We start from the raw sequence: 25,955 nt of genomic DNA, 5'->3' as shown, positions 1-25,955 counted from the left end.
GAGCGGCAGTTTAGCACGGAGCGACGGTCAAGATTAATCCCCCTGCATGCGCTCTTGGCTGGCTATTCATCCAGTGCCATACTAGCCGGTCTGGTTTAAAACTTGGTCAAGCTGCAGATGGACAAAATCGACGTTCGCGGAGCACGCACGCACAACCTGAAGAACATCAGCCTGGAACTGCCCCGGGACAAACTCATCGTGATCACCGGGCTGTCGGGCTCGGGCAAATCGTCCCTGGCCTTTGACACCCTCTACGCCGAGGGCCAGCGTCGCTATGTGGAGTCGCTCTCCGCCTATGCCCGCCAGTTCCTCTCGCTGATGGAAAAGCCCGACGTCGATCATATCGAGGGGCTGTCGCCGGCCATCTCCATCGAGCAGAAGTCCACATCCCACAATCCCCGCTCCACCGTGGGCACCATTACCGAAATTCACGACTACCTGCGGCTGCTGTTCGCCCGGGTGGGCGAGCCCCGCTGCCCCATCCACGGCCTGCCGCTGGCGGCCCAGACCATCAGTCAGATGGTGGACAAGGTGCTGGAACAGCCCGAAGGCAAGCGGCTGATGCTGCTGGCGCCCGTAGTGCGCAATCGCAAGGGGGAGCACAGCAAGCTGCTGGACAACCTGGCGGCCCAGGGCTTTATTCGCGCCCGCATCGACGGCGAGGTGTGCGACCTGTCGGATCCGCCGGCGCTAGAGCTGCAGAAAAAACACACCATCGAGGTGGTGGTGGACCGATTCAAGGTGCGGGATGACCTGCAGCTCAGGCTGGCCGAGTCCTTTGAGGCGGCGCTGGAGCTGTCCGGCGGCATCGCCTCGGTGGTGAGCATGGACGACGAACAGGAAGACCCTCTGGTGTTTTCCGCCAACTTCGCCTGCCCCGAGTGCGGCCACTCCATCGCCGAGCTGGAGCCGCGCATTTTTTCCTTCAACAACCCGGCGGGGGCCTGTGACCAGTGCGACGGCCTGGGCGTGCAACAGATCGTCGACCCAGACAAGGTGGTGTCCAACCCGGAGCTGAGCCTGGCCGGCGGCGCCATTCGCGGCTGGGATAAACGCAGCTATTACTACTATCAGATGCTCAAGTCGCTGGCAGATCACTACGACTTTGACCTTGAAGCCCCCTTTGAAAGCCTGTCAAAGCCGGTGCAAAAGGCGGTGCTGTACGGCTCGGGCCGCACCAGCGTCGAGTTTCGCTACATGAACGACAGGGGCGACGTGCTGGTGCGCAAGCACCCCTTTGAAGGCATTATTCACAATATGGAGCGCCGCTACCGGGAGACCGAGTCCAACTCGGTGCGCGAGGAGCTGGCCAAGTACCAGAGCAACCAGTCCTGTCCCGGCTGCGGCGGTACTCGCCTGAAGGAAGCCGCCCGCCACGTGTTTGTGGCGGAGCACAACCTGCCCAGCGTGTCCGACATGGCCATCGGCGAGGCCCATGCCTTTTTCACCGGGCTGCAGCTCGGCGGCCAAAAGGCGCAAATCGCCGACAAGATCCTCAAGGAGATCACCGAGCGGCTGGGCTTCCTGGTCAATGTGGGGCTCAACTACCTGACCCTGTCCCGCAGCGCCGACACCCTGTCCGGCGGCGAGGCCCAGCGCATTCGCCTGGCCAGCCAGATCGGCGCCGGCCTGGTGGGAGTCATGTATGTGCTGGACGAGCCCAGCATCGGCCTGCATCAGCGCGACAACGAACGGCTGCTGGCCACCCTCACCCACCTGCGGGATCTGGGCAACACCGTGATCGTGGTGGAGCACGACGAAGACGCCATTCGCGCCGCCGATCACGTGCTCGACATCGGCCCCGGTGCCGGTGTGCACGGCGGCCAGATTGTGGCCCAGGGAAGCCCCGCCGAGGTGATGGCCAATCCGGAATCCCTCACCGGTGCCTATCTGTCCGGCCGTGAAGCCATTGCGGTGCCGGCCCGGCGCACCCCGGTGGGCGAGCACTGGCTAAAACTGGAAGGGGCCAGTGGCAACAACCTGAAGCAAGTGGATCTGGCGTTGCCCCTGGGGCTGATGACCTGCGTCACCGGCGTATCCGGCTCGGGCAAGTCCACGCTGATCAACGACACCCTGTTTCCCCTCGCTCACCGGGAATTGAACAAGGCCACGGTGAGCCAGCCGGCGCCCTATTCCGCCATTCACGGCCTGGACAAGCTGGACAAGGTGGTGGACATCGATCAGAGCCCTATCGGCCGCACGCCCCGCTCCAACCCGGCCACCTACACCGGTATCTTTACGCCCATTCGCGAGCTGTTTTCCGGCACGCAGGAGGCCCGCTCCCGGGGTTACAAACCGGGCCGCTTCTCCTTTAACGTCAAGGGCGGCCGCTGTGAGGCCTGTCAGGGCGACGGCGTCATCAAGGTGGAAATGCACTTTCTGCCCGACGTCTATGTGCCCTGTGACGTGTGCAAGGGCAAGCGCTACAACCGGGAAACCCTGGAAATCAAATACAAGGGCAAAAGCATTCACGAGGTGCTGGAGATGACGGTGGAGGAAGCCTGCGACTTCTTCGCCCCGGTGCCGGCCATTGCCCGCAAGCTGCAGACGCTGATGGACGTGGGTCTGTCCTATATTCGCCTGGGCCAGTCGGCCACCACACTGTCCGGTGGCGAGGCCCAACGGGTCAAGCTGGCCCGGGAGCTGTCCAAGCGGGACACCGGCCAGACCCTGTATATTCTCGATGAGCCCACCACAGGCCTGCACTTTCACGATATTCAGCTGCTGCTGACAGTATTGCACCGGCTGCGGGATCACGGCAACACCGTGGTGATCATCGAGCACAACCTGGACGTGATCAAAACCGCCGACTGGATCGTGGATCTGGGACCGGAAGGGGGCAGTGGCGGCGGCCGAATCCTGGTGACCGGCACCCCTGAAGCAGTGGCCGAACACCAGGCCTCCCATACCGCCCGTTTTTTACGACCTATGCTGAAAGGGCACTAGACACATTTGGAGTCAAGGATGACCCGAGTATCACTGCCTTACCTGTTCTTCTGGTGTTTTGCCGCCTGGGCCCTGGGCGGCATGCACTTTTTTATGCACAACCCCGGCGGCGCCGGCCTCTACCTGCCGTTCAACATGGTGGGCTGGATCTTCGTCTCGATATTGATCGGCCTCGGCCTGTGGCAGCTGACCCGCAACCGGCTGGTGGTCTGGAGCCGATTGCACCTGTGGGGCTGGCTGGCCTTTATGCTGATGCTGGTGCCCCTGCTCTATTCCAATGCCGAACTGGCGGACCGGGCGCTGCCGCGGCTGGCGGGGCTGGCGGGAGGCCTGTTGTTCTGGTTTGCGCTGCTGCAGTGCCGCTTTGATGAGCAGGGCCGCTGGCGCCTGCTTTATGTACTGCTGGCGGCGATCAGCCTGGAGGCAGTGCTCGGGCTGGTGCAGTACTACCTGCTGGAGCCGGGCAACCCCATTGGCTATAACACCAATGCCAACCGGCCCTACGGCATTTTTCAGCAACCCAACGTCATGGCCAGCCTGATGGCCACCGGGCTGATGCTGGCCTGGTTTTTGTGGCTGGAAGACAGACGCTCACTGCCTGCCATTCGTCGTGTTTGGCTGGGGGCCATGCTGATAACCACGCCGCTGCTGCTGGTGGTACTGCAATCCCGGGTGGGCCTCTTGGGCGGCCTCACGGGTGTACTGCTGTTGCTGCCGCTGAGCTGGCAACGCTGCCGGCGTAATACCTTGGTATTGCTTGGGCTGATGGCGCTGGGCATGGCGCTGGCGCTGGTATCCATGGCATTTGTGGAGGGCGTACAACGAGGTGCCGAGGTGTACGGCGATCCCGGCGTGCGCAAATATTACTGGCAGCAGAGCCTGGCATTGATCGGACAGCATCCCTGGACCGGGGTGGGCTACGGCGACTTTGAACGGCAATTCATGGAGTTTTACGCCGCGCAGCGGGAGCAGATTGCCGGCCTGCCCCCCATGGAGCCCAACCTGGATCATCCTCATAACGAACTGCTGTTCTGGGGGGTGGAAGGGGGTCTGTTGCCGGTACTGGCCATCATTGGAATCGCGCTGGCCTTTGTGCGGCTGCTGTGCCGGGCCCCCTGGCGGCGGGCACTGGCGCTGGCGGCTTTGGTGTGGCCCATGGCCCTGCACAGCCAGACCGAATACCCCTTCTACCATTCCCTGGCCCACTGGCTCACCCTGCTGGTGCTGCTGTACTGGATCGATCAACGGCTGCAGCCACCAGTCGAGACGCCCTACCGCCACCGGCTGCCGGCCCGCTTCGCCGCCCTGCTGATCCCGGCGCTAGTGGTGCCCTTTATGGCCACCGGGCTGCAGACCGCCAGCGCCATTACTCAGTATGAACGGGGCGGCGGCAAGGAGCCGGCGCTGCTGCAGTCGGCCCTCAACCCCCTGGCCTGGCTGACCCGGCTGGAGTTCAACGCCATGTCGCTGCGGCTTGCCCTCGCCACGGCGCAGCAAAACGACGAGGCGCTGCGGGAGTATCTGGACTGGGGCCGGGAATTCGTGCGCCGCACGCCCCGCATCAGCGTATACCACAACATGGTGCTGGCGCTGCACCGCCTGGAGCGTCTCGAGGACGCCGAGCGGCTGCGGCAACAGGCCCGGCGCTACTACCCGAGGGAAACGCGATTTGAACGAAACAACATTCAGCGGGCGCTGAGCGCAGGCGTGGCACTGTTTCCGGCATCCGGTGCCCCCGGCGCCTGAACAAAACGCACCCGGAACAGCCGCGGCCACCACTTGCCGGTGAGGTAAAAATCACCGCTAAGCGGATCATGGGCAATGCCGTTGAGCACCGCCTCGTGATGGCTGACCCGCTGGCTGAGGGGCAGCAAGGCCGAGGCATCGATCACGGCATCGACCTCGCCGCTGTCCTTGCGAATGCGCAGTATGCGAGCCTGTTTCCAGACGTTGGCGTAAATGTGCCGGCCGACACAGGCCAGATCATTGAGCCGCCCTTGAGGCACCCCGCCCAGCCGAACGTTCAGCCGTTGTTGCAGGGTAAAGTCCGCCGGATCACGCCGCTGCAGCGTGGCGCTGCCGTCACTCATCCACAGGCTGTCGCCGTCAAAGCACAGGCCCCAGCCTTCCCCCTGGAAGGAAAAGGCCTTGAGCAGACGCAGCTCCGGCAACTGCCACACCAGCGCCAGTCCTTCGCGCCAGGTCAGCTGCACCAGCCGGTCCTCCACCCGCGCCAGACCCTCACCAAACAGGCTGTCGGCGAGCATGATTCGCCGTCCCGGCTCACCGCTGTCACCCTCTAGCCAACGCAGGCTGGACTGGCCGTAAAGGCCGGTGCTCTCGAACAGCCGGCCATCGTGCCACTCCAGCCCCTGAGTAAAGGCGTTGATATCGTGGGGCAGGGTTTCCAGCACGCGCACCGTCAGCCGTTCCACCGCCACCGCGGGCAGACTCAGCCAGAGTAGAATACCCAACCACCAGCCGTGCCGACTCATGGCCCCCCTGCCTCGCCCGCGGCCAGCAACCAGGTCGCCAGCTCCTGCGCCAGCCGGCTGGCGGCACGGCCATGAGCCATCACGACCGCATCCGCGCTCAGGCCATGAGGAGCTTCCCGTTGTTCGAACCGCCGCGCGGCCACAATGCGTCTGTCGGCGGCACGCAGCAGCCGGGCATCGAAGCGAATCACCACCTCAGCCCGGCCTGCGCTCAGATCCAGTTCAAAGGCCCGCAGGGTGCCGGCCAGTTCCCACTCGCCGTGAATGCCTTCGTCTTCTCGGCTGAGGCCGCCAATGCGGCCGTCCCGCCCCAGGGCATCCAGCAACCAGTCCTGCCACAATTGTGGCAGGGAGGCCGACCAGCGGGCACCGCCATAAGCCTGGTAAGACTGGTGCTCGGTCAGCACCAGTAGCCGGTTGCCATTCAGTACACCGGTGGCCTGGGGACGGGCCAGGCGCAGACCATCGAACAGCACGTCCTGCCCCGCCGCTGTCAGGGTGGCCGGCGGCAATCGGTACCGGCTGACCGGTTCGGCCGAAGGCAGCACAGAGCAGCCCGCCAGCCCCAGCAACAGGATCAGCACCACCAGAGATTTGCTCACGGTTCAAATTCCTCCATCTCGTGACGATCCAGCAGGGTCGTGGCGGGATCCTGCTCCAGCTGCAAGGCAACATCTCCCAGCACCCTCAGGGTACGCCGCAACTCCCGCAGCGCCGGCTCCAGCTCAGCCAGGCTCCGCACGCCCGCTTCCAGCCCCTGCTGCTGTGTGAGCAACCGACCCAGCCGCTCGCTCAGTCGCCGCAGGCTGGCCGCCGTCGCGGCGGAATCGGCCAGCAGGGGCTCGCCATGACGAGCCAGCTGCCGATCGAGCCGTGCCAGCACGGTGTCGAGCCGAACAGCCACAGAGGTAAAGGCAGCAAGCCCTTCTCCCAGGGTATCCTGCTGTTGCGCCAGGGAGGCGCTGGCCGAATCCAGGCTGGCCAGAATACGACCGACATGGGCGGCGTTCTGTGGGGTGAGCAGGCGATTGGCATTGTCGAACAGGGTGGTCAGGCTGACCATCAGTTCTTCGCTGCCGACCCGCAACCGGCTCAGGGGGGACGGCTCGGCCCGAATAACCGGTATGTCATTGCGGCCATTGGCCAGCAGGGGGCTGTCGGGCGAGCCGTGGCTGAGGGCGATATTGGCGGCCCCGGTAATATTGGCCAGGGCCAGCCGGGCCCGAGTGTCAGCCTTGACCGGAGCATCGGCGGCAATGCGCACCCGCGCCCGCACCTGGCGCGGATCGTCCGGATTCAGGGTCAGGCTTTCCACCTCGCCCACACGAATACCACTGTATTGTACCGCGCTGCCCACCGACAGCCCGGACACCGGCTCACTGAATACAATGTCGTAGCGGCGCAGCTCACGGTCGTCACCGACCTTTGCCAGCCAGAGTACAAAGCCCAGGGCGGCGGTCGCCGCCAGCAGGGTAAACAGGCCGATCAGCACATGATGGGCTCGGGTTTCCATGTTCTACTCCTCGTTGCCGTGCACGGCCTGCCGGGCCGCTCGGCCCCGCGGGCCGTGAAAATAATCCCGAATCCAGGCGTCATCGGTGGCTGCCACCTCGGCAAGGGTGCCCACCGCCTGTACCCGCTTTTGTCCCAGCACCGCGACCCGATCGCAGCAGGCGTACAGGGTATCGAGATCGTGCGTAACCAGCACCACGGTCAGGCCCAGGGCATCACGCAGGGTCAGCAGCAAACGATCAAAGGCCGCCGCCGATACCGGATCCAGCCCGGCGGTAGGCTCATCCAGAAACAGGATCTGCGGATCCAGCGCCAGCGCCCGGGCCAGGGCCGCCCGCTTGACCATGCCACCGGACAGGCTCGAGGGATAGCGTGCCCCCGCCAGTGCCGGCAGCCCGGCCAGAGCCAGCTTGATGTCCGCCAGCGCACCGGCTTGCCGCCGGTTCAGGCCGGCATGCTCCACCAGCGGCAGGGCGATATTCTCCAGCACCGTCAGCGAGGAAAACAGGGCGCCGTTCTGAAACAGCACTCCCATGCGCCGCTCAAGTGCGCGACGCTGTGCCGTTGGCAGGGTCAGCAAATCCTGCTGCCACAGGCGCACCTCACCGGCGTCGGGCCGGTGCAGGCCAATAATGGAGTGCAACAGCACCGACTTGCCGCTGCCGGAACCACCCACCAGTCCAAGAATCTCTCCCTCGATCACATTCAGATCCAGGCGATCATGCACCACCTGGGCACCAAAGCAGTTGCGCAGCCCTCGCACCTGAATAATGGCCCCGCTCACCAGCCCATCTCCATCAGAAACAGGGCGGCAATGGCATCCAGCAGGATCACCACAAAGATCGACTGCACCACGCTGGAGGTGGTGTGCTCGCCCACCGACTGGGCGCTGCCCGCAACCTTGAATCCTTCCAGGCAGCCGATCAGGGCAATCAGCATCGCAAATAACGGAGCCTTGCCCAGCCCTACCAGCAAATGGCGCACCGGCACTTCCTGCACGATGGCCAGGTAGTGCGCCAGGGAAATATCCAGTGACAACAAGCCCACCAGGGCACCGCCGAACAGGCCGCTGATGATGGCGATAAAGGTCAGCAGCGGCAGAGTCAGCAACAGGGCCAGCAGCCTGGGCAACACCAGCAAGGCGATGGGATCCAGCCCCTGGGCGCGCAGGGCATCCAGCTCCTGGTTGACCTTCATCGCCCCCAACTGGGCGGTAAAAGCGCTGGCGGTACGACCGGCCAGCAAAATGGCGGTCAACAGCACCCCAAACTCGCGCATAAAGCTGTAGGCCACCAGATCCACCGTATAGATGGTGGCGCCGAAGCTGGCCAGCACGGTGGCGCCGAGAAAGGCCACCACGGCCCCCACCAGAAAAGTGAGCAGAGCCACAATGGGTACGGCGTTGAGGCCACACTGCTGCATTTGTGCCACCAGCGCCGTGAGGCGCCATTGCCCCGGGCGAAACACCAATACCAGTCCGGTGCTCAGGGTCAGACCGGCAAAACCCAGTAGCCGGCGCCCTTGCTGCCAGCCCGAATGCATATATTCGCCCAGCCGGGCCAGGCTATCGCTCCAGTGCGCCTCGACCAATGGTGCCGGCTCTCGCTCGCTCATGCTCCCGGCCACCGCCAGCAACAGCGCCCGCTGCCCGTCGTTCAGGCCGGTGGCGTCCCGCGTCAACGATGCCAGCGTCTTACCCAAGCGCTGCCACAGCAGGCCGGCACCGGCGGTATCGAGCCGATTCAGCTTACTGCCGTCCAGAGCCCTGACCTCTTGCGCCGGCAGGCTCGCCAATCGAGCATGCAGGCAGGCGTGATGCGCCAGGGTCCAATCACCACTCAGGCTCAGCCGTCCCTCACGCAGGCTCCACTCCCCCTCGGGGTTACCCTCGTTCAATACAGGCCTCCTTCTTCGGTGAGCATGCGTACCAGCCGGCCTCGAGTGACCAGCCCCCGGCCCCGGCGCACCGGCACCAGAAAGCCGGCCCCGTCCTCCCCCGACAGGGTGCGCAGCGCCTGCAGTAACGACATGTCCCGCTCCAGCAACTGCAGCCGGCGGGCGGGCGTCAGCAGAGACTCAAGGCTTTCCGGGGTGATATTTCGTTCAAGCTGAGCCGGCTTAAGCAGGTAATACTGCTGATCCCGGTGCACCACCAGGGCATGGGCCTCGGTGCGGGGCAAAGGGCCCTCGCCGTTCCACTCTACCAGGCTGAGGTCAGCCAGCTCCGACAGATAGCGCTGGGCCAGGGCGGTACGAAGGGGGTGGGTCTGCAGCTCCTGCCCTCGCACCCGCAACTGGGTGATCACCAGGGATGGCAGATGAAAACCGTGTTGACACAACAGGTTAGCGCCCAGCACCACCACCATGGCCGGCAGCATGGCCTCGGCGCTGAGGGACAGTTCCAGTACGGTGGCAATGGCGGCCAGCGGCGCGTGCAACACGGCACTCATCATGGCCGCCATGCCCAGCAGGGCATAGAGGGCCGGATCGGACGTGCCGGGGAGCAATGCCCCGGCCACCCCGCCGGCACACGCCCCCAGCATCAGGGTAGGGGCAATCTGGCCGCCGGGTACACCCAGGCCAATGGCCGCCGCCGTCGCCAGCAGCTTGGCCCCGAGTATGCCCAGCAGCAACAGCCAGGGCAGCTGATTACCGAGGGCGGCATTGATGGTGTCATAGCCGGAGCCCAGCACCTGGGGTGCGGCCAGCGCCAACGCGCCGGTAACGGCCCCGGCCAGCAGCAGGCGAAGGGCTCGAGCCTTGAGCGGTAACCGCACGAACACCAGCACCAGCCGCTGAAACAGCGCCGCCAGCAGGCCCACCCAGAGCCCGGTCAGCAACAGGCCGGGAATGTCCTGGTAGGACGCCAGCGACAGGCTGACCGGCGCCAGCACCGCATGCTCCCCCAGCAGGGCGCCGGTCAAGGCCGAAGCGGTAATGGCGGCGGCGATAATGGGGGCGAAACCGAGCAGGCTATATTCCATCAGCACCACCTCCATGGCGAACAACACCCCTGCCAGCGGCGTGTTGAAGGCCGCCGAGATCGCCGCCGCAGTACCACACCCCAGCAACAGCCGCAGCTGGCTGGGCGGCCGCCCGCTAAGCTGGCCAATTTGGCTGGCAATGCCCGCCCCCAGGTGTACCGTGGGCCCTTCCCGCCCCACGCTGTGCCCCGAGCCAAGGGCGATCAATGCCGCCACAAACTGAAAGCCGATGGTGGCCGCCGGAATCCGGCCCTGGCCGAACTGCAACCGCTCAAGCACATAAGCCAGTCCCACCGACCAGGACGCCGGTGGCGTCAGCCGGTAGAGCAGGATCAGCAGCAGGCTGCCAGCCAGGGGCAACCCCAGCTGCCAGTACCAGGCCAGAGACTCAAAATCTTCGAGGTTGTCACCGTTCAGGCTGCCGAGCACGCCATTGAGCAGGACGAGAAAGCTCATCATCACCAGGCTGGCAATCACGCCGGTCAGCACGCCCAGCAGCACCAGCGGCAACAGGCTGCCGGCCCGGGGTAACAGTAGGCGTTGCAGCACCTTGTTGGGTTGGCTCATGGGTGAATTCCGTTGGCTTCGGAAGGCTTCATTATTGCCCCCAGTGTGCGAACAAACCACTTTTGCAGCAAGGATTTATGGTACATTTCACAGACTTTGAGCAGAACGGACAAGCCATCATGTACAAGCTGGTGTTTTTCGTGCCCGAGACCCATGCCGAAGCCGTCAAGCGAGCGGTGTTTGCCACCGGCGCCGGCAAAATCGGCGACTACGATCAGTGCTGCTTTGAAACTCCAGGCCAGGGTCAATTTCGTCCGCTGGCAGGAGCCAGTCCCTTTCTCGGCGAGGCCGGCAAGCTGGAGCGGGTAAACGAGCTGCGCATCGAACTGGTGTGCGAGGATCACCTGATCCGCGACGCCGTGAATGCCCTGCGCAAGGCCCATCCCTACGAAGAGCCGGCCTACGACGTCTGGCCCCTGACCGGACTCTGAACAGCCGCCCTGCGCTGGACGACGAAAACGGGCGATGCGTCCCAAACGCTTCGGGACGGCGCAACTATTTTCCGTTGTGGGGCTCCAATAATTGTTCCCCTATTTCGAGTCGAGGTTTTTTCAATGCACTGCATTTTGCCCGGCCCCTGCGGCCCGCTGCGTATCGACGCCACCGACGACGTCATCACCGGTCTGAGCTTTATGACCGGCGACACTACGACCCTGGCACCGACGTCTCCCCTGCTGCAAGAAACCTGCGACCAGCTGAACGCCTATTTCGCCGGCAGGCTGCACCGCTTCAGCCTGCCCCTGGCGCCTAGTGGAACCCCCTTCCAGCAGCAGGTATGGCACGCCCTGCAGCATATTCCCTGGGGCGAGCGACGCAGTTATGGCGACATTGCCGGCGCCATCGGCAATCCCAGGGCGGTGCGGGCCGTGGGTGCCGCCAATGGCCGCAATCCCATCGCCATCATCATTCCCTGCCACCGCGTGATCGGTGCCGACGGTCGTCTGACCGGCTATGCCGGCGGTCTGGAACGCAAACGCTGGCTGCTGGCCCTTGAGGCCAATGCCTGACAATAACCCCGTCCTTCTGTGCGAGATCTCTCAAGCTGCGGGCAGACAATACGTCGTTGTGCTCGCGCCTTTGTCACCCAACAACATTAACTTCATAACAAAATCAATCACTTGACAAATTTTAACCCATTCTGATACTCGGGACAGCTAATACCGCCGACTTGAGCCAGAACGCCCTCGGGTTATTATTGCTCTCGCTAGGACGCAGCAAGGCCAGTCAGGACGACGGGCCCGCCAGGAACGGCAAAAGGACACCGCAGGAAAGCGGCCAAGGACACCTTCAGGGTTGAAGATGTGAAGCGGATCAGGACGATGCGCGGTCAGGAGCGACCAGGACACCCCGATGGATCGGGAAGGGGAAGATTTCACGGAGTGAAATGCAGTCAGGGACATGGCAGGGAGCCACAGGGTTCATGGAACTGAGCCGTCAGGACGACCGAAAAAGGGGCAACAGCAATGTTGCCCCTTTTTTCGTTTTGCCATCCGGGCAGGCTAGAGGCGCACCACCAGGCAGTCCATGCCTTGGCGAGACAGGCGCTGGCAGGCGCTTTTGGCCTGGTTCTCCTCCAGGCCGATCAGGCGGGCGCGAAACAGCTTGCGGTTGCTGATTTCCACCTCGGTCACCGCCGCCTGAGCCTGGGCCAGATCCCCCAGCCGACGCGCCGCATCAGACGCCCTGTCCCGGGCCTGCTCGGGCACTCGAAACGAGCCAATCTGCACCGCCCAGCCGGAATTGTCGGTCAGCGATACCGGCTGCACTGCCACTACGGCCGGGGCCGGGGCCGGGGTTTGCGGCGCCTGGGTTTGTAGGGCCTGGCGCACGGTCTGGCGCACGGTGCGGGTGCTGACCACCAGCCGTTCGGCGGCCGGGGCGCCCGCGGCGGACACCCGCGCAACCTGCGTGGCCCGTCCAATGCTGCGATCGATCAACGAGACCATGTGCTGATCCCGGGACTGGGCGGTCTTGCCCCCCATCACCACGGCCACCACACGACGGTCCTCCCGCAGCGCCGAGGTCGCTACATTAAAGCCCGACGCGCGAATATAACCGGTCTTCATGCCATCCACCCCGGGGGAATTCTGCACCATGCGATTATGGCTGCGATAGGTGCGTCCCTGGTAGGTAAACGAAGAGGTGGAAAAATAGTGGTAATAGGCCGGGTAGTCCTTCATCAGCCGCAATGACAGGGTGGCCAGATCCCGGGCGGTGGAAATCTGCTGATTGTCGGGCAGGCCGGAGGCATTGCGAAAGGTGGTGTTGTACATCTTCAGCTCCCGGGCCTTGGCGGTCATGCGCCGGGCGAAGCCGCTTTCACTGCCGGCCAGGGCCTCGGCCACCACCACCGCCACGTCGTTGGCAGAGCGCACGATCAGCGCCGGAATGGCGTCCCGCACCCGCAGTTGATCGCCTTTTCGCAGGGAGATATTGGTCTGGGGCATGGAGGCGGCGTGGGCCGACACCGGCATGGCGGTATTCAGGCTCATGCGTCCCTGCTCCATGGCCTCAAACAGCAGGTAAAGGGTCATCATCTTGGTCAGGGACGCCGGATAGCGGCTGGCATCGGCGTTGGCCGCATGCAGCACGGCGCCGTTTTCCGCGTCAATCACGATGGCCGCATAACGCGGGTTGGCCTGGGCCGGCCCGATCAGGGAGAACAGTATCCCCAGCAGCACTATGATGGTTTTTCCCTTGCGGGTCAGGGCAAACATGGGGAAACACCTCCCGAAGATTGAACAAAGCCGCAAGAAGCTACGCCAAGGCGTGATGCCTGTCCAGCCCCCCGCTGCACTGTCACGACAGACGGCCGACCAAGCGGATGCGTTTGGCAACAAACGGCATGGATCCTTCCATACCTTTAAGCATACATGCGCCATACCGGAAGCTGGCCGTAAAACACGTCTTTTTATCGAAAAAGGCGCCGATGGCGCCTTTTTTACTCAATCACTCAGGTTGGGAGCCAGCCATTTTTCGGCCTCTTCACGGGTCATGCCCTTGCGTTCGGCATAATCCAGCAACTGATCTTCCTGAATGCGCGCCACCGCAAAGTAGCGGGTGTCCGGATAGGAGAAGTAAAAGCCCGATACTGCCGCCCCCGGCCACATGGCGTAGGACTCGGTCAGCTTCATGCCGATGCGCTTTTCCACGCCCAGCCACTGCCACAGGGTGCCCTTTTCGGTGTGCTCGGGGCAGGCGGGGTAGCCCGGTGCCGGACGAATGCCCTGATATTTTTCGCGAATGAGCGCCTCGTTATCGAGGTCCTCATCCGGCGCATAGCCCCAGTATTCCCGGCGCACCAACAGGTGCATGTATTCGGCAAAGGCTTCCGCCAGACGGTCGGCCACGGCACTGGCCATAATGGCGTTGTAGTCGTCCTGGGCGTCCTTGTAGCGCTTGACGATGTCGTCTTCGCCAATGCCGCCGGTCACCGCAAAGCCACCGATATAGTCGGGCTGGCTGCCCTTGGGCGCCACATAGTCGGCCAGGCAGTAGTTGGGGAAACCGTCCTTCTTCTCGGTCTGCTGACGCAAAAAGCGCAGGGTGTGCAGTACGGTGGAGCGGCTCTCGTCGGTGTAGATCTCCACGTCGTCGCCCACGCTGTTGGCGGGGAACAGGCCGATCACCCCGGCACACCGCAGCTCGCCCTCGGCTTCCAGGATATCGAGCATGGCGTTGGCGTCGGCAAACAGGCGCTTGGCTTCCTCGCCCACCACCTCGTCTTCAAGTATGCGCGGGTACTTGCCCGCCAGCGACCAGGTGAGAAAGAAGGGAGTCCAGTCGATGAATTCCCGCAGCACCGAGATGGGCACGTCGTGAAACTCGTGAATACCCGGCTTGGCGGGTACCGGCGGGGTGTAGGCGTCCCAGTCGATGGCCACCGGGTTGGCCCTGGCCTCGGCCAGGGTCACCGGTTTGGTTCGGGGTTTCTTGCGGGCATGCTGATCCCGTACCACCTCGTATTCGTGGTTGAGCCGCTCCACAAAGGCCGGCTTGTTGGTTTCGCTGAGCAGGCTCTGTACCACGCCCACGGCCCGGGATGCGTTGGATACATAGACCACCGGCTCGTCGTAATTCTGCTCTATCTTGACCGCGGTATGGGCCTTGGAGGTGGTGGCGCCGCCGATCAGCAGCGGAATCGTAAAGCCCTGGCGCTGCATTTCCTTGGCCACGTGCACCATTTCATCCAGTGACGGCGTGATCAGGCCCGACAGGCCGATCATGTCGGCCTTGGTCTCCCGGGCGGTCTTGAGAATGGTCTCGCAGGGTACCATGACGCCAAGATCCACCACCTCGAAGTTGTTGCACTGCAACACCACGCCGACGATGTTCTTGCCGATGTCGTGCACGTCGCCCTTGACCGTGGCCATCACGATCTTGCCGTTGCTCTGGCCCACCGCCTTGGTAGCCTCGATATAGGGGTTGAGGTAGGCCACCGCCCGTTTCATCACTCGGGCCGATTTCACCACCTGGGGCAGAAACATCTTACCCTCGCCGAACAGATCACCGACCACGTTCATGCCGTCCATCAGCGGGCCTTCGATCACCTCCAGCGGGCGCTCCGCCTGCTGGCGGGCCTCTTCGGTATCTTCCTCGATAAAGTCGGTCAGGCCCTTGACCAGGGCGTGCTCCAGCCGCTTGTTCACCGGCCAGCTGCGCCATTCCAGATCCCGGGCGTCGTTGGCCGTACCGCCACTGCCACGGTAGCGCTCGGCCAGCGCCAGCAGGGTTTCGGTGGCATCGTCATTCTGGTTGAGCACCACGGCTTCCACGCTGGCCTTGAGCTCGGGATCGATATCTTCATAGATGGCGAGCTGGCCGGCGTTGACAATGCCCATGTCCATGCCGTTGCGAATGGCGTGATAGAGGAACACGGCGTGAATGGCTTCCCGCACCGGCTCGTTGCCCCTGAACGAGAACGACACGTTGGATACACCGCCGGAGATCATGGCATGGGGCAGGTTGTCCTTGATGTCCTTGACCGCCTCGATAAAGTCGACGGCATAGTTGTTGTGCTCATCGATGCCGGTGGCCACGGCGAAAATATTGGGGTCAAAGATGATGTCTTCCGGCGGAAAGCCAACCTTGTCGACCAGTACTCGGTAGGCGCGCTGACAGATCTCGAACTTGCGCTCCCGAGTATCGGCCTGGCCCACCTCGTCAAAGGCCATCACGATTACGGCGGCACCGTAACGACGCACCAGTTTCGCCTGCTCGATAAACTTGTCTTCCCCTTCCTTCAGGGAGATGGAGTTGACGATACCCTTGCCCTGAATGCACTTGAGGCCGGCCTCGATCACCTCCCACTTGGAGGAGTCGATCATGATGGGCACCCGGGAGATATCGGGCTCACCGGCAATCAGGTTGAGGAAGCGGGTCATGCAGGCCTCGGCGTCGAGCATGCCCTCATCCATGTTGATGTCGATAATCTGGGCGCCGTTTTCCACCTGTTGCAGCGCCACTTCCAGCGCCTCGTCGTATTGCTCTTCCTTGATCAGCCGCTTGAACTTGGCCGAACCGGTGACGTTGGTGCGTTCGCCCACGTTGACGAACATGCTTTCCGGTGTGATCAGCACCGGCTCCAGACCGGACAGCCGGCAGGCCACCGGCAGCTCGGGCAGTTTACGCGGGGCCAGGCCTTCCACCGCCTCGGCCATGGCACGAATGTGTTCCGGGGTAGAGCCGCAGCAGCCGCCCACCAGGTTAAGGAAGCCGCTTTCGGCCCATTCGCGAATGTGACCGGCCATTTCCTCGGCTTCCAGATCGTATTCGCCAAAGGCGTTGGGCAGGCCGGCGTTGGGGTGGGCGGACACATAGGTTTCGCTGATGCGCGACAACTCGGCCACATACTGGCGCAGCTCGTCCGGCCCCAGGGCACAGTTCAGGCCAAAAGAAATGGGCTGGGCGTGACGCAGGGAGTGGTAAAAGGCTTCCGTGGTCTGGCCGGTCAGGGTACGGCCTGAGGCGTCGGTGATGGTGCCGGAAATCATCACCGGCAGGCGCACGCCGCGTGCATCAAACACCCCTTCAATGGCAAACACCGCCGCCTTGGCGTTGAGGGTATCAAAGATGGTTTCGATCATCAGCAGATCGGCGCCGCCGTCGATCAGCGCCTCGGTGGCCTGGGTATAGGCCTCGACCAGCTGATCAAAGCTGATGTTGCGATAGCCGGGATCGTTCACGTCCGGCGAAATCGAGGCAGTGCGGTTGGTCGGGCCCAGCACCCCGGCCACAAAACGCGGCTTGTGCGGCTCTTTGGCGGTCCAGTCGTCGGCCACCCGGCGCGCCAGGCGCGCCGCCTCCAGGTTGATCTCCGCCGCCAGGCTTTCCATGGCGTAATCGGCCATGGCGATGGTGGTGGCGTTAAAGGTGTTGGTCTCGACAATGTCGGCGCCGGCGGCGAAATAATCGCTGTGAATTTGCGCGATGATCTCGGGCTGGGTGAGCACCAGCAGATCGTTGTTGCCCTTGAGATCGCTGGCCCAGTCGGCAAAGCGCTCGCCCCGGTAGGCGGCCTCGTCCAGCCGGTAGGACTGGATCATGGTGCCCATGCCCCCGTCGATGATCAAAATGCGTTTGGCCAGGGCCTGTTCGAGCTGAGAAAACACGGGGGATCGGGACACTGCTGACTCCTGTTACAACCTGATTCCTGTATGCAGCATCCATGCTATCACACTTTGCGCAATCGGAAATCCGGCCATCTGCATGTCCGGAAACCTGTGGTGTGAAGCAACCCATGAAAATGACCGTTTTCACCGCATTTCCACTAGTGATGCCGAGGCCAATAGGGCAAACTATGTACGACCGGAACACATTCGGTCATTTCAGCTTGCAAATAATAAAATAACCTTTCGGAAGTGCCCTTACATGAGCGTTTACTACACCCTGTGCTTTTTGGCGGCCATGGCGATCACCATTGCCTTCGTCAATCAGTACATCATGAAAATCCAGACCACCATCGCCATTACCTCCGGCGCCCTCGCCATCTCCATTTTAATGCTTATTCTCGGCAAGACCACCTGGCCAGAGCTGCAACAACATGCGGTAGAGGTGGTCAAGACCGTCGATTTCGGCTCCTTTCTGCTACAGGGCATTCTCGGCTTTTTGTTGTTTGCCGGCGGCCTGGGCATTAACCTGCCGGCGCTGAAGAGTCAGAAATGGGAAATTTCGGTGCTGGTGATCGTGGGCGTGCTGATCTCCACCCTGGTGGTGGCCGGCGGCCTCTGGCTGCTGGCCTATATGGCGGCCATTCCCCTGCCCTTTATCTACTGCCTGCTGTTTGGCACCCTGATTTCCCCCACCGACCCCATAGCAGTGCTGGCCATCGTCAAGAAGCTGGGTGCGCCGGAGCAGATCGCCATTCAGGTTGAGGGGGAGTCGTTGTTCAACGACGGCATCGGCCTGGTGGCCTTCCTCACCATTTTTGCGGTGGCCTTTAACGGCAACGAGGCAAGCGTCGGCTCGGTCATGACCCTGTTCACCCACGAAGCCGTGGGCGGCATTATCTTTGGTGCCCTGCTGGGGCTGATGAGCCACATCATGATCAGCGCCACCGACGACGGCTCCATGGAGCTGCTGATGACCCTGTGCGTGCCCACCGCCGGCTTTGCCATGGCCAACATTCTCGGCGTTTCTGGTGCCCTGGCCATGGTGGTGGCGGGCATTATCGTCGGCAACTGGACCCGCTACACCGGCTTTTCGGAGCAGAGCCAGAAATACCTGGATCATTTCTGGCACCTGCTGGACGAGTTCCTCAATGCCCTGTTGTTCCTGCTGATCGGCCTGGCCATGCTGCTGGTGGACTTTCACTGGCAGGCCTGGATCCTGATGGTGCTGTCGGTGCCCCTGGTACTGGCCGGCCGCTTTGCCAGTGTAGCAATACCTTATATCGGCTTTCGTCGGGTGCGCAGCTACAACAGATACTCGGTACGCATTCTGACCTGGGGCGGCTTGCGTGGCGGCCTGTCACTGGCCATGGCGCTGTCAATTCCGGCGGGGATCAAGCTGGGCAGTGACGGGCAGGTGGAGCTGAGGGATCTGATCCTGATGATGACCTACGCCATCGTGCTGTTCTCGATTATCGTGCAGGGCATGACCATCACGCCGATGATCAACAAGGCCAAGGCCGCCGAAAAAGCCGGCTTTCCCATCGATTAACAATAAAGGGGCTGATGCCCCTTTTTGATGTTCAGTCTTCCCAGTCTTTGGTCAGGGTATCGCCGGCGGCGCTCAGGGTCTTCAGATCGTAGGGGGTCAGCTGATAAACGTGGTAGTTGAGCCAGTTGGAAAACAACAGGTGACCGTGGCTGCGCCAGGTAGCCCGGGGTGCATTGTCCGGGTTGTTTTCCGGGTAGTAGTTCACCGGCATGTTGGGCTCAATGCCCACGGACAGATCCCGCATGTATTCCTGATGCAGGGTATCCGGATCGTATTCCGGGTGGCCGGTCACGAACACCTGACGGCGATCCGGACTGACCGCCAGGTACATGCCCACCCGTTCTGAGCCGGCCAGCACCTTGAGGTTGGTTTTCTCACGAATCAGATCCAGCGGAAAGTCCGCATAGCGGGAATGGGGAGCCAGAAACACATCATCAAAGCCGCGTACCAGGGGCTCGAACTGCCCCATGTTCTGGTGTTCATATACACCGGAAAGCTTTTCCAGACGAGTGCGTTTATCGAGGCCGTAGAGAATTTTCAGGCCGGCCTGGGCCGCCCAGCACAGGAACAAGGTAGAGGTCACATGGCTCTTGGACCACTCCACGACCTGTTCAATCTTGTCCCAGTACACCACATCGCAGAAGTCGGTCAGCCCCAGAGGCGCGCCGGTAATGATCAAACCGTCGTAGAACTGATCCTTGATCTGCTCGAAATCGAAGTAAAAATGTTCCAGGTGTGACTGCGGCGTATTCTTTGATGGCCGGTTGTCGATGCGCAGCAGATCCACTCCGATTTGCAGCGGCGAGTTCGACAGCATGCGCAGCAACTGATTCTCGGTTTCAATCTTCTTCGGCATCAGGTTGAGCAGCAGCACCCGCATCGGTCGTATATCCTGATTGACCGCGCGCGTCTCCGTCATCACGAAGATATTTTCTCGGCTCAGGACATTGGCCGCCGGCAGGCGATCCGGAATTCTGATGGGCATGTGCTTACTCCATGTACTGCATCGGTAGAAAAGTCTAGACATCTAGAAATCTACAATAAGGGCCGCCGCTTGTCACCAGCTAGCTGTGTTGCGCCGGCAAGATACGTTAGAATTTGGGCGTTTTTCTTCAAGGATTTGCATATGGACCCCGTGATTGAACTGGTCAGCACCGGCGACGAAGTGCTCACCGGCCTGATAACCGACACCAATGCCGGCTGGCTGTCACAGCGGCTGCTAGAGCAAGGCTGGCAGGTGCGCCGGCGTTTTACCGTAGGCGATGACAAGGCCGATCTGGTGGAGCTGTTCGAACAGCGCAGCCACCACGCCGATATCGTGATCGTCAATGGCGGCCTGGGACCGACCTCGGACGACATCAGCGCCGAGGCCATGGCCGAGGCCGCCGGCGTGTCGTTGGCCCTGAACCAGCACTGGCTTGAGGTGATGCAGGAGAAATACAACAGCCGAAACCGCATCATGCCGGAAAGCAATATCAAGCAGGCCATGCTGCCCGAGGGCGCCGAGCTGGTGGACAATCCCATCGGCACCGCCTGCGGCTTTGCGGTGCAACACAACCGGGCGTTGTTTTTCTTTACGCCCGGAGTGCCGTCCGAACTGAAGAAAATGATGGACGAGGAAATTCTGCCGCGATTGCGCAGCCGACTGGGTCAGCAGGGCCGCAGCCAGGTACAACGCTACTTTTTGTTCGGGCTGTCGGAGTCGGGCCTGAGCGACCGACTCGACAGCCTGCCCTGGCCGAAGGGGATTACTCTTGGGTATCGCGCCAATGCCCCCACCATAGAGCTGAAGCTGATTATCGATACCGATGACCACGAGGCCATCGCCCAGGCCGAGACCCAGTTGCTGGAGCAGGTGGGCAGCCACCTGGTGGCCCGTGACGAGCTGACATTCGATGCCCTGGCGGCACAACTGCACAACCGGGATCTGGTGATATTTGAAGACGCCAGCGGCGGCCGCCTGACCGACACCCTGCACACCCTCACTGCCGAATTTGAAGGACATTACCTGGCCGGGCTGCCCGATAGCGCCGATGACCTGGCACAGTGGCTGAAAGGCTCGGGTCGGACCATTACCCTGGCCATCGGTGCCGAGGGTCCTCAGGGCATTCCGCTGGCGCTGCTGACCGAGCAGGGCTGCGAGGCACAAACCCTGAAAATGCACTTTCGCGATCCGCTGATGCGTCGCCGGCTGCTGGCCTTTGCCGCCTTTGACATGCTGCGCCGCCACCAGCAAGGGCTGCCGGTGATCATCGACTATGACATTCTGCCTCGCAGCGAGCAGGTTAGCCTGCCACGGTAACCACAAGGGCGGCCTGACCGCCCTTGTGGTTTACCCCTGAAGTTGCCAGCGCCGCAGCAATTTCTCAGCCGGGGCCACCAGGGTTTCGGTCAGCCAGTGGGCCAGCGGCGTGTGGAACAGCCAGGCGGCGGTGATCAACGCCAGGGGGATGGAGCCACAGAGAAAGTCGGTGAGCCAGTGGGCCCCGGACATGACCCTTGGCATGGCCAGGGCCAGCACCAAGGGAACCACAGCGTAAAGGTAACGACGCGGAAAGCGATAGAGGGCAAACAGCAAAAAGGTGGCGAAGCCAATGCCGTGATCACTGGGAAAGGAGTCTCCCGAAGCGTCCTTGGCCTTGATATGGGGCACCAACTCACTGATCCGTTCCGCCTGCTCAAATACCTTGGTTGGACTCGGCCGTTCAATGGGCAGCGCCTTGCCCGCCGCCGCCTGCAGCGAGAAGCAACCAGCCATGATCAACAGCAAGCAGCAGATACGCGCCCGCTCTCTGCCCGATGCCAGCCAAGCGTGCCGAAACACGAACAACGCCATCAACAGCGCCACCGCACCGTCAATCCAGCGCTGATTGACGAAGGCTACCAACTCGGCAAAGCCAGGCTGCGTCACTAGGCGGCCGTTGAGCCACCAAAACACACTTTCATCCAGTTCCTGCCAGTATCCCTGCCACCAGGTGATCAGCAGCAGACCCGCCAGTAATTGCAGGCCAAGCCAACCTTTAAGATCCCATCGCATTCCGAAAACCATTTTGCAAAAACTGACTTTATACCAGAAAGCACCGAAAAAATCCTTTGAAACCATAAGGTAATAAAAAAGAGTGCCGCAGCACTCTCTTTTATTACCCTGACGCATTCAACGCAACTGCGCCGCCAGCTCACGCTGCCGTGCCTTGAGGGCCTCTATATCCAGGCCCTCAATGGTGCCATCGGTTACTCGCCAGCGGCCAGCCACCATCACCCTGTCGGCCCGCTGGGCACCACACAACACCAGCGCCGCCAACGGGTCGCCGGCTCCGGCAAACTGAATGTCATTCAGCCGGAACAGGGCCAGATCGGCCTGTTTGCCCACGGCAATCTCGCCAATGTCATGGCGACCCAAACAGGCAGCCGAGCCACGGGTCGCCCAGTCAATCACCTTCTGGTGGGTAATGCGCCTGGCGCCATAACGCAACCGCTGCAGCAGCAAGGCTTGCCGCACTTCCAGTATCATGTTGGAACCGTCATTGGACGCCGAGCCATCAACGCCAAGGCCCACCGGGCAACCGGCCGCTTCCAGATCCAGGGTCGGACACATTCCCGAGGCCAGCAGCATGTTCGACGACGGGCAGTGAGAGATACCTACTCCGGCCTTGCCCAACCGCGCGATTTCTTCCTCGTTGAAATGAATGCCGTGAGCCAGCCAGGTACGATTATTAAGCCAGCCCACCGACTCCAGGTAGTCCACCGGACGCATACCGAACATGCGCTCACAGAACTCGGTTTCATCGTGGGTTTCGGCCAGGTGTGTGTGCAGTTGCACATCATGCCGTTCGGCCAGTTCGGCCGAGGCCTTCATCAGCTCACTACTGACCGAAAAGGGAGAACAGGGAGCCAGTGCCACTCGCACCATGGCGCCGTCGGCATGCTCATGGTAGCGGTTTATCAGGCGTTCGCTGTCGGCCAGTATCGCGTCCTCGGTCTGCACCGTGGATTGGGGCGGCAAGCCACCCTGATCCTGCCCCAGGCTCATGGAGCCCCGAGTAAGGTGCACTCGCACGCCGAGACGGCGGGATTGCTCCACCTGAATATCGATGGCCTGCTCCAGCCCTTGCGGAAACAGGTAGTGATGATCATTGGCGGTGGTGCAGCCCGACAGCAGCAGCTCGGCCAGGGCAATTTGAGTGGACGCTTCCACCATTTCCGGCTGCAGCTTCGCCCATACCGGGTAGAGCGAAGTTAGCCAGGAAAACAGCTCCTTGTTCAGCGCCACCGGATGGGCACGGGTCAGGGTCTGGTAGAAATGGTGATGGGCATTGATCAGGCCTGGCAGCAGCACGTGCTCGCCGGCATCAAAGATTTGATCAATGGCATGCTGCGGTGTTTTCCCCTCGGGCACCAGCTCGACAATGGTGTCGCCGCTGATCACCACGCCACCGGCACAGGCCGAATCGAGCGTCGCAAGGGGAGATTTAATCCAGAGTGTGTTGTTGGGGTTTTGCATCAGACTTTCTACTCCATATTGCTGGAAAGTTGGCATCCCCCGGATGTGGAAACCCCTGACGCACAATCCGGGAAGGTACGCCAGGGGATTGAGACAAATCAGGCCTCAATTCGATAGTGAGTGTTAACCAACCTCACCTAATTTTTTTTTACCTTCACCAGCCTGCTCGTCGGACTTCACCTCGGCTTCCTCTTCCTCGGCAGGGCCTTCGGGCAGAATCAGACTCAGCAGGATGGCGGTAATGGCACCCATGGCCACCGGAGACTTCAGAATGTTCTCCACGGTGTCCGGCAGGGCCTGCAGCACGTTTGGCACGGCGGAAACACCGATACCCATGCCCACGGAAATGGCGATAATCATCATGTTGCGGCGATCCAGGTTAGCCTGGGACAGCACGCGAATACCGGCCACGGCCACGGTACCGAACATGATCAGGGTCGCACCGCCCAGCACCGGCTTGGGCATGGTCTGCAGCACGCCGCCAATGATGGGGAACAAGCCCATGATAAACAGAATGGCGGCGATATAGATCCCCACAAAACGGCTGGCCACACCGGTCAGGGCGATAACGCCGTTATTCTGACTGAAAGTGGTAGACGGCATGCTGTTGAACACAGCGGCAATCATGGAGTTGACACCATCCCCCAGTACGCCACCACGAATGCGGTTGATGTATACCGGCCCCTTCACCGGCTCGCGGGAAATGGTAGAGTTGGCGGTCAGGTCACCCGTGGTTTCCATGGCGCTGACGCAGAACAGAATGGCCAGCGGAATAAAGGCGGCCAGGTCAAACTGGAAGCCGAACTTGAACGGCACCGGTATGGAGATCAGCGGCAGGCTGGCGATGTGAGAGAAGTCCAGGCGGCCCATCAAGAAGGCGGCCAGCATGCCCAGGGCCAGGCCGATTACCACGGCCGCCAGCCGAATCATGGGGTTTCTGGAGCGGTTCAGCAGAATCACGCTCACCAGCACGATACCGGCCAGCAGCAGGTTGTCGAGAGAACCAAAACTGTCCGTATTCAGCGCGCCAAAGCCGCCACCGATGTCAGTCATGGCCACCTTGATCAGCGGAATACCGATAAGGATGATGATGGTGCCGGTTACCACAGGCGTGATCACCTTCTGCAGCTTGTGCACAAAACGGCTCAAAAAGATTTCAATAAAGGCGGCGCAGAAGCTGACGCCAAAGATGGTAGCCAGAATATCTTCCGGCGTACCACCGCGACTTTTGACGATAAAGCCGGCGGAAAGCACGGCGGTCAGGAAGGCAAAGCTGGTGCCCTGCAGGCACAGCATCCCGGCACCAATGGGGCCGACGCGCCGACATTGAATAAAGGTACCCACACCGGAGACCATCAACGCCATGCTGATCAGATAAGGAACGTGCTCACCCAGTCCGAGTGCTCCCCCCACAATCAGGGTGGGAGTGATCACACCAACCAGACTTGCCAGTACATGCTGCAAGGCTGCAAACACGGACGGCAAAAAGCCGGGCTTGTCGTGCAGTGAATACAGCAAATCAAGATTTTTGCCTTGTGCGGTTTTTGCATCCTGGGTCATAACAGATCCCTTTGTTAATCGTTGCCAATGAGCGGGCCTTACAGTGGGCCGCCATTTTATTATTGGCCAACATCCTGTCGAGACGGTGGCACTACCCTCCATGCTCCACTTCAAGGCTGGTGCCATAGTGCGGAGTCAGTTAGATGATACCGCAAAAAAAACATGCGTGTTATACCATTGTGAAATCTTTGTACACAAAATTGGAATCAATGTGATCTACATCTACCTTATTCGTAAATACTGATGACCCACAAAAAAGAACAGATAACAGCAAAAAGTGTACACAACCTATCCAGCTGGCGCTGCGGTGAGCCTCCCTCGCTAGCACCATGCTATAAGGCAGTGTAGAGCTAAATGGAGATTGAATGACGGATGCAACACCAGCCCGGCGTTAAAACCGCGCCTGCGGCGGCTGTCAGGACGAAAAGTGCAGGCTCAGAAAACGAAAAAAGCCCGACACTTTCGTATCGGGCTTTTCGGTATTGGGTGCCTGGCAGTGACCTACTTTCACATGGCAGCTGCCACACTATCATCGGCGCGGGTGCGTTTCACTGCTGAGTTCGGCATGGAGTCAGGTGGTTCCACAACGCTATGGCCGCCAGGCATAAAAACTTAATTCGGAAAAAAACTTTATGATGAATGCTGTTTGTAGTCTCGAGACCGCAAGTCTCTCACACTTCTTGGGTGTTGTATGGTTAAGCCGCACGGGTCATTAGTACAGGTTAGCTGCACGCCTCACAGCGCTTCCACACCCTGCCTATCAACGTCCTGGTCTCGGACGGCCCTTTAGAGGCATCAAGTACCTAGGGATGACTCATCTCGAGGCTCGCTTCCCGCTTAGATGCTTTCAGCGGTTATCGATTCCGAACTTAGCTACCGGGCAGTGCCACTGGCGTGACAACCCGAACACCAGAGGTTCGTCCACTCCGGTCCTCTCGTACTAGGAGCAGCCCCTCTCAATCATCCAACGCCCACGGCAGATAGGGACCGAACTGTCTCACGACGTTCTGAACCCAGCTCGCGTACCACTTTAAATGGCGAACAGCCATACCCTTGGGACCGACTTCAGCCCCAGGATGTGATGAGCCGACATCGAGGTGCCAAACACCGCCGTCGATATGAACTCTTGGGCGGTATCAGCCTGTTATCCCCGGAGTACCTTTTATCCGTTGAGCGATGGCCCTTCCATTCAGAACCACCGGATCACTATGACCTGCTTTCGCACCTGCT

The 25,955-nt window shown here is 61.4% G+C and carries 18 protein-coding genes and 2 rRNA genes; 6 read left to right on the top strand and 14 right to left on the bottom strand.

Annotated elements, in window-relative coordinates; all coding sequences use genetic code 11:
- Positions 1 to 117: 117 nt before the first annotated feature.
- Together uvrA and OJHNALOF_RS10930 are read left to right on the top strand one after the other, a co-directional pair.
- Positions 118 to 2,946: an excinuclease ABC subunit UvrA gene (gene uvrA / locus OJHNALOF_RS10935; protein ID WP_165662089.1), complete on the top strand. Its 2,829-nt coding sequence runs from the start codon at positions 118 to 120 to the stop codon at positions 2,944 to 2,946.
- Between the two features lie 18 nt (positions 2,947 to 2,964).
- Positions 2,965 to 4,692 (top strand): PglL family O-oligosaccharyltransferase, encoded by a 1,728-nt coding sequence (locus tag OJHNALOF_RS10930; RefSeq protein ID WP_165662060.1) that lies wholly within the window; start codon positions 2,965 to 2,967, stop codon positions 4,690 to 4,692.
- Here the strand turns inward: OJHNALOF_RS10930 and OJHNALOF_RS10925 are convergent.
- The 6 genes from OJHNALOF_RS10925 to OJHNALOF_RS10900 are packed head-to-tail and all read right to left on the bottom strand — an operon-like array spanning position 4,632 to position 10,504.
- Positions 4,632 to 5,441 (bottom strand): glutaminyl-peptide cyclotransferase, encoded by an 810-nt coding sequence (locus OJHNALOF_RS10925; protein ID WP_165662059.1) that lies wholly within the window; start codon positions 5,439 to 5,441, stop codon positions 4,632 to 4,634. The two genes, OJHNALOF_RS10930 and OJHNALOF_RS10925, sit on opposite strands and share 61 nt — an antisense overlap.
- Positions 5,438 to 6,043 (bottom strand): ABC-type transport auxiliary lipoprotein family protein, encoded by a 606-nt coding sequence (locus tag OJHNALOF_RS10920; RefSeq protein WP_094201464.1) that lies wholly within the window; start codon positions 6,041 to 6,043, stop codon positions 5,438 to 5,440. The genes OJHNALOF_RS10925 and OJHNALOF_RS10920 overlap by 4 nt, the downstream gene beginning before the upstream one ends.
- Positions 6,040 to 6,954 carry an MlaD family protein gene (locus OJHNALOF_RS10915; RefSeq protein ID WP_165662058.1) on the bottom strand — a complete coding sequence of 305 codons (915 nt, stop codon included), beginning with the start codon at positions 6,952 to 6,954 and terminating at the stop codon, positions 6,040 to 6,042. Before OJHNALOF_RS10915 ends, OJHNALOF_RS10920 begins: the two co-directional genes overlap by 4 nt.
- A gap of 3 nt (positions 6,955 to 6,957) precedes the next feature.
- Entirely contained in the window at positions 6,958 to 7,737 is a 780-nt protein-coding gene (locus OJHNALOF_RS10910; protein ID WP_165662057.1) for an ATP-binding cassette domain-containing protein, read from the bottom strand.
- Entirely contained in the window at positions 7,734 to 8,849 is a 1,116-nt protein-coding gene (locus OJHNALOF_RS10905) for an ABC transporter permease (RefSeq protein WP_165662056.1), read from the bottom strand. Before OJHNALOF_RS10905 ends, OJHNALOF_RS10910 begins: the two co-directional genes overlap by 4 nt.
- Positions 8,846 to 10,504, bottom strand: coding sequence for a chloride channel protein (locus OJHNALOF_RS10900; RefSeq protein ID WP_094201468.1), 1,659 nt, complete (start codon positions 10,502 to 10,504; stop codon positions 8,846 to 8,848). Before OJHNALOF_RS10900 ends, OJHNALOF_RS10905 begins: the two co-directional genes overlap by 4 nt.
- A gap of 77 nt (positions 10,505 to 10,581) precedes the next feature.
- Between OJHNALOF_RS10900 and OJHNALOF_RS10895 the strand changes: the two genes are divergently transcribed.
- Positions 10,582 to 10,935: a YqfO family protein gene (locus OJHNALOF_RS10895; protein ID WP_240919714.1), complete on the top strand. Its 354-nt coding sequence runs from the start codon at positions 10,582 to 10,584 to the stop codon at positions 10,933 to 10,935.
- Positions 10,936 to 11,058: 123 nt separating this feature from the next.
- A complete protein-coding gene (locus tag OJHNALOF_RS10890) occupies positions 11,059 to 11,511 on the top strand; it encodes a methylated-DNA--[protein]-cysteine S-methyltransferase (protein ID WP_165662055.1) in 453 nt (150 codons plus the stop codon).
- A 492-nt stretch (positions 11,512 to 12,003) separates the two neighbouring features.
- Here the strand turns inward: OJHNALOF_RS10890 and OJHNALOF_RS10885 are convergent, their stop codons facing one another.
- Positions 12,004 to 13,221, bottom strand: a complete 1,218-nt coding sequence (locus OJHNALOF_RS10885; protein ID WP_165662054.1) for a D-alanyl-D-alanine carboxypeptidase — start codon at positions 13,219 to 13,221, stop codon at positions 12,004 to 12,006.
- A gap of 228 nt (positions 13,222 to 13,449) precedes the next feature.
- Complete coding sequence (gene metH / locus OJHNALOF_RS10880; RefSeq protein ID WP_165662053.1) at positions 13,450 to 17,130, bottom strand: methionine synthase; 3,681 nt, start codon at positions 17,128 to 17,130, stop codon at positions 13,450 to 13,452.
- 244 nt (positions 17,131 to 17,374) lie between these two features.
- Between metH and OJHNALOF_RS10875 the strand changes: the two genes are divergently transcribed.
- Positions 17,375 to 18,664 carry a sodium:proton antiporter gene (locus OJHNALOF_RS10875; RefSeq protein ID WP_165662052.1) on the top strand — a complete coding sequence of 430 codons (1,290 nt, stop codon included), beginning with the start codon at positions 17,375 to 17,377 and terminating at the stop codon, positions 18,662 to 18,664.
- A 31-nt stretch (positions 18,665 to 18,695) separates the two neighbouring features.
- Here the strand turns inward: OJHNALOF_RS10875 and metA are convergent, their stop codons facing one another.
- Positions 18,696 to 19,649 (bottom strand): homoserine O-succinyltransferase, encoded by a 954-nt coding sequence (metA, locus tag OJHNALOF_RS10870; protein WP_094201473.1) that lies wholly within the window; start codon positions 19,647 to 19,649, stop codon positions 18,696 to 18,698.
- A gap of 141 nt (positions 19,650 to 19,790) precedes the next feature.
- On the opposite strand from metA, the gene OJHNALOF_RS10865 reads away from it, so the two are divergent.
- Positions 19,791 to 20,966 (top strand): CinA family nicotinamide mononucleotide deamidase-related protein, encoded by a 1,176-nt coding sequence (locus OJHNALOF_RS10865; RefSeq protein WP_165662051.1) that lies wholly within the window; start codon positions 19,791 to 19,793, stop codon positions 20,964 to 20,966.
- Between the two features lie 30 nt (positions 20,967 to 20,996).
- On the opposite strand, the gene OJHNALOF_RS10860 is transcribed toward OJHNALOF_RS10865, so the two are convergent.
- The 5 genes from OJHNALOF_RS10860 to OJHNALOF_RS10840 all read right to left on the bottom strand — a co-directional run.
- Positions 20,997 to 21,701, bottom strand: a complete 705-nt coding sequence (locus tag OJHNALOF_RS10860) for a phosphatase PAP2 family protein (RefSeq protein WP_165662050.1) — start codon at positions 21,699 to 21,701, stop codon at positions 20,997 to 20,999.
- Between the two features lie 117 nt (positions 21,702 to 21,818).
- Positions 21,819 to 23,165: an 8-oxoguanine deaminase gene (locus OJHNALOF_RS10855; protein ID WP_165662049.1), complete on the bottom strand. Its 1,347-nt coding sequence runs from the start codon at positions 23,163 to 23,165 to the stop codon at positions 21,819 to 21,821.
- A 123-nt stretch (positions 23,166 to 23,288) separates the two neighbouring features.
- The gene (locus OJHNALOF_RS10850) at positions 23,289 to 24,725 is read right to left on the bottom strand and encodes a nucleobase:cation symporter-2 family protein (protein ID WP_165662048.1); all 1,437 of its coding nucleotides are present in this window, start codon (positions 24,723 to 24,725) and stop codon (positions 23,289 to 23,291) included.
- Positions 24,726 to 25,213: 488 nt separating this feature from the next.
- Positions 25,214 to 25,328 (bottom strand): 5S ribosomal RNA (gene rrf / locus OJHNALOF_RS10845).
- Positions 25,329 to 25,416: 88 nt separating this feature from the next.
- Positions 25,417 to 25,955: ribosomal RNA gene (locus OJHNALOF_RS10840) — 23S ribosomal RNA — on the bottom strand; the annotation flags it as partial.

Origin of the sequence: Oceanimonas sp. MB9, from assembly GCF_011319775.1 — a bacterium.
Taxonomy (GTDB): Bacteria; Pseudomonadota; Gammaproteobacteria; order Enterobacterales; family Aeromonadaceae; genus Oceanimonas; species Oceanimonas doudoroffii.
Note: the sequence above shows the minus strand (reverse complement) of the source record. Positions and strands in the feature narration are given on the sequence as shown.

Coding starts and splice junctions, on each gene's coding strand:
- uvrA (WP_165662089.1), top strand. CDS start 118: ATGGACAAAATCGACGTTCGCGGAGCACGCACGCACAACCTGAAGAAC.
- OJHNALOF_RS10930 (WP_165662060.1), top strand. CDS start 2,965: ATGACCCGAGTATCACTGCCTTACCTGTTCTTCTGGTGTTTTGCCGCC.
- OJHNALOF_RS10925 (WP_165662059.1), bottom strand. CDS start 5,441: ATGAGTCGGCACGGCTGGTGGTTGGGTATTCTACTCTGGCTGAGTCTG.
- OJHNALOF_RS10915 (WP_165662058.1), bottom strand. CDS start 6,954: ATGGAAACCCGAGCCCATCATGTGCTGATCGGCCTGTTTACCCTGCTG.
- OJHNALOF_RS10900 (WP_094201468.1), bottom strand. CDS start 10,504: ATGAGCCAACCCAACAAGGTGCTGCAACGCCTACTGTTACCCCGGGCC.
- OJHNALOF_RS10895 (WP_240919714.1), top strand. CDS start 10,582: ATGGTACATTTCACAGACTTTGAGCAGAACGGACAAGCCATCATGTAC.
- OJHNALOF_RS10890 (WP_165662055.1), top strand. CDS start 11,059: ATGCACTGCATTTTGCCCGGCCCCTGCGGCCCGCTGCGTATCGACGCC.
- OJHNALOF_RS10885 (WP_165662054.1), bottom strand. CDS start 13,221: ATGTTTGCCCTGACCCGCAAGGGAAAAACCATCATAGTGCTGCTGGGG.
- OJHNALOF_RS10875 (WP_165662052.1), top strand. CDS start 17,375: ATGAGCGTTTACTACACCCTGTGCTTTTTGGCGGCCATGGCGATCACC.
- metA (WP_094201473.1), bottom strand. CDS start 19,649: ATGCCCATCAGAATTCCGGATCGCCTGCCGGCGGCCAATGTCCTGAGC.
- OJHNALOF_RS10865 (WP_165662051.1), top strand. CDS start 19,791: ATGGACCCCGTGATTGAACTGGTCAGCACCGGCGACGAAGTGCTCACC.
- OJHNALOF_RS10860 (WP_165662050.1), bottom strand. CDS start 21,701: ATGCGATGGGATCTTAAAGGTTGGCTTGGCCTGCAATTACTGGCGGGT.
- OJHNALOF_RS10855 (WP_165662049.1), bottom strand. CDS start 23,165: ATGCAAAACCCCAACAACACACTCTGGATTAAATCTCCCCTTGCGACG.
- OJHNALOF_RS10850 (WP_165662048.1), bottom strand. CDS start 24,725: ATGACCCAGGATGCAAAAACCGCACAAGGCAAAAATCTTGATTTGCTG.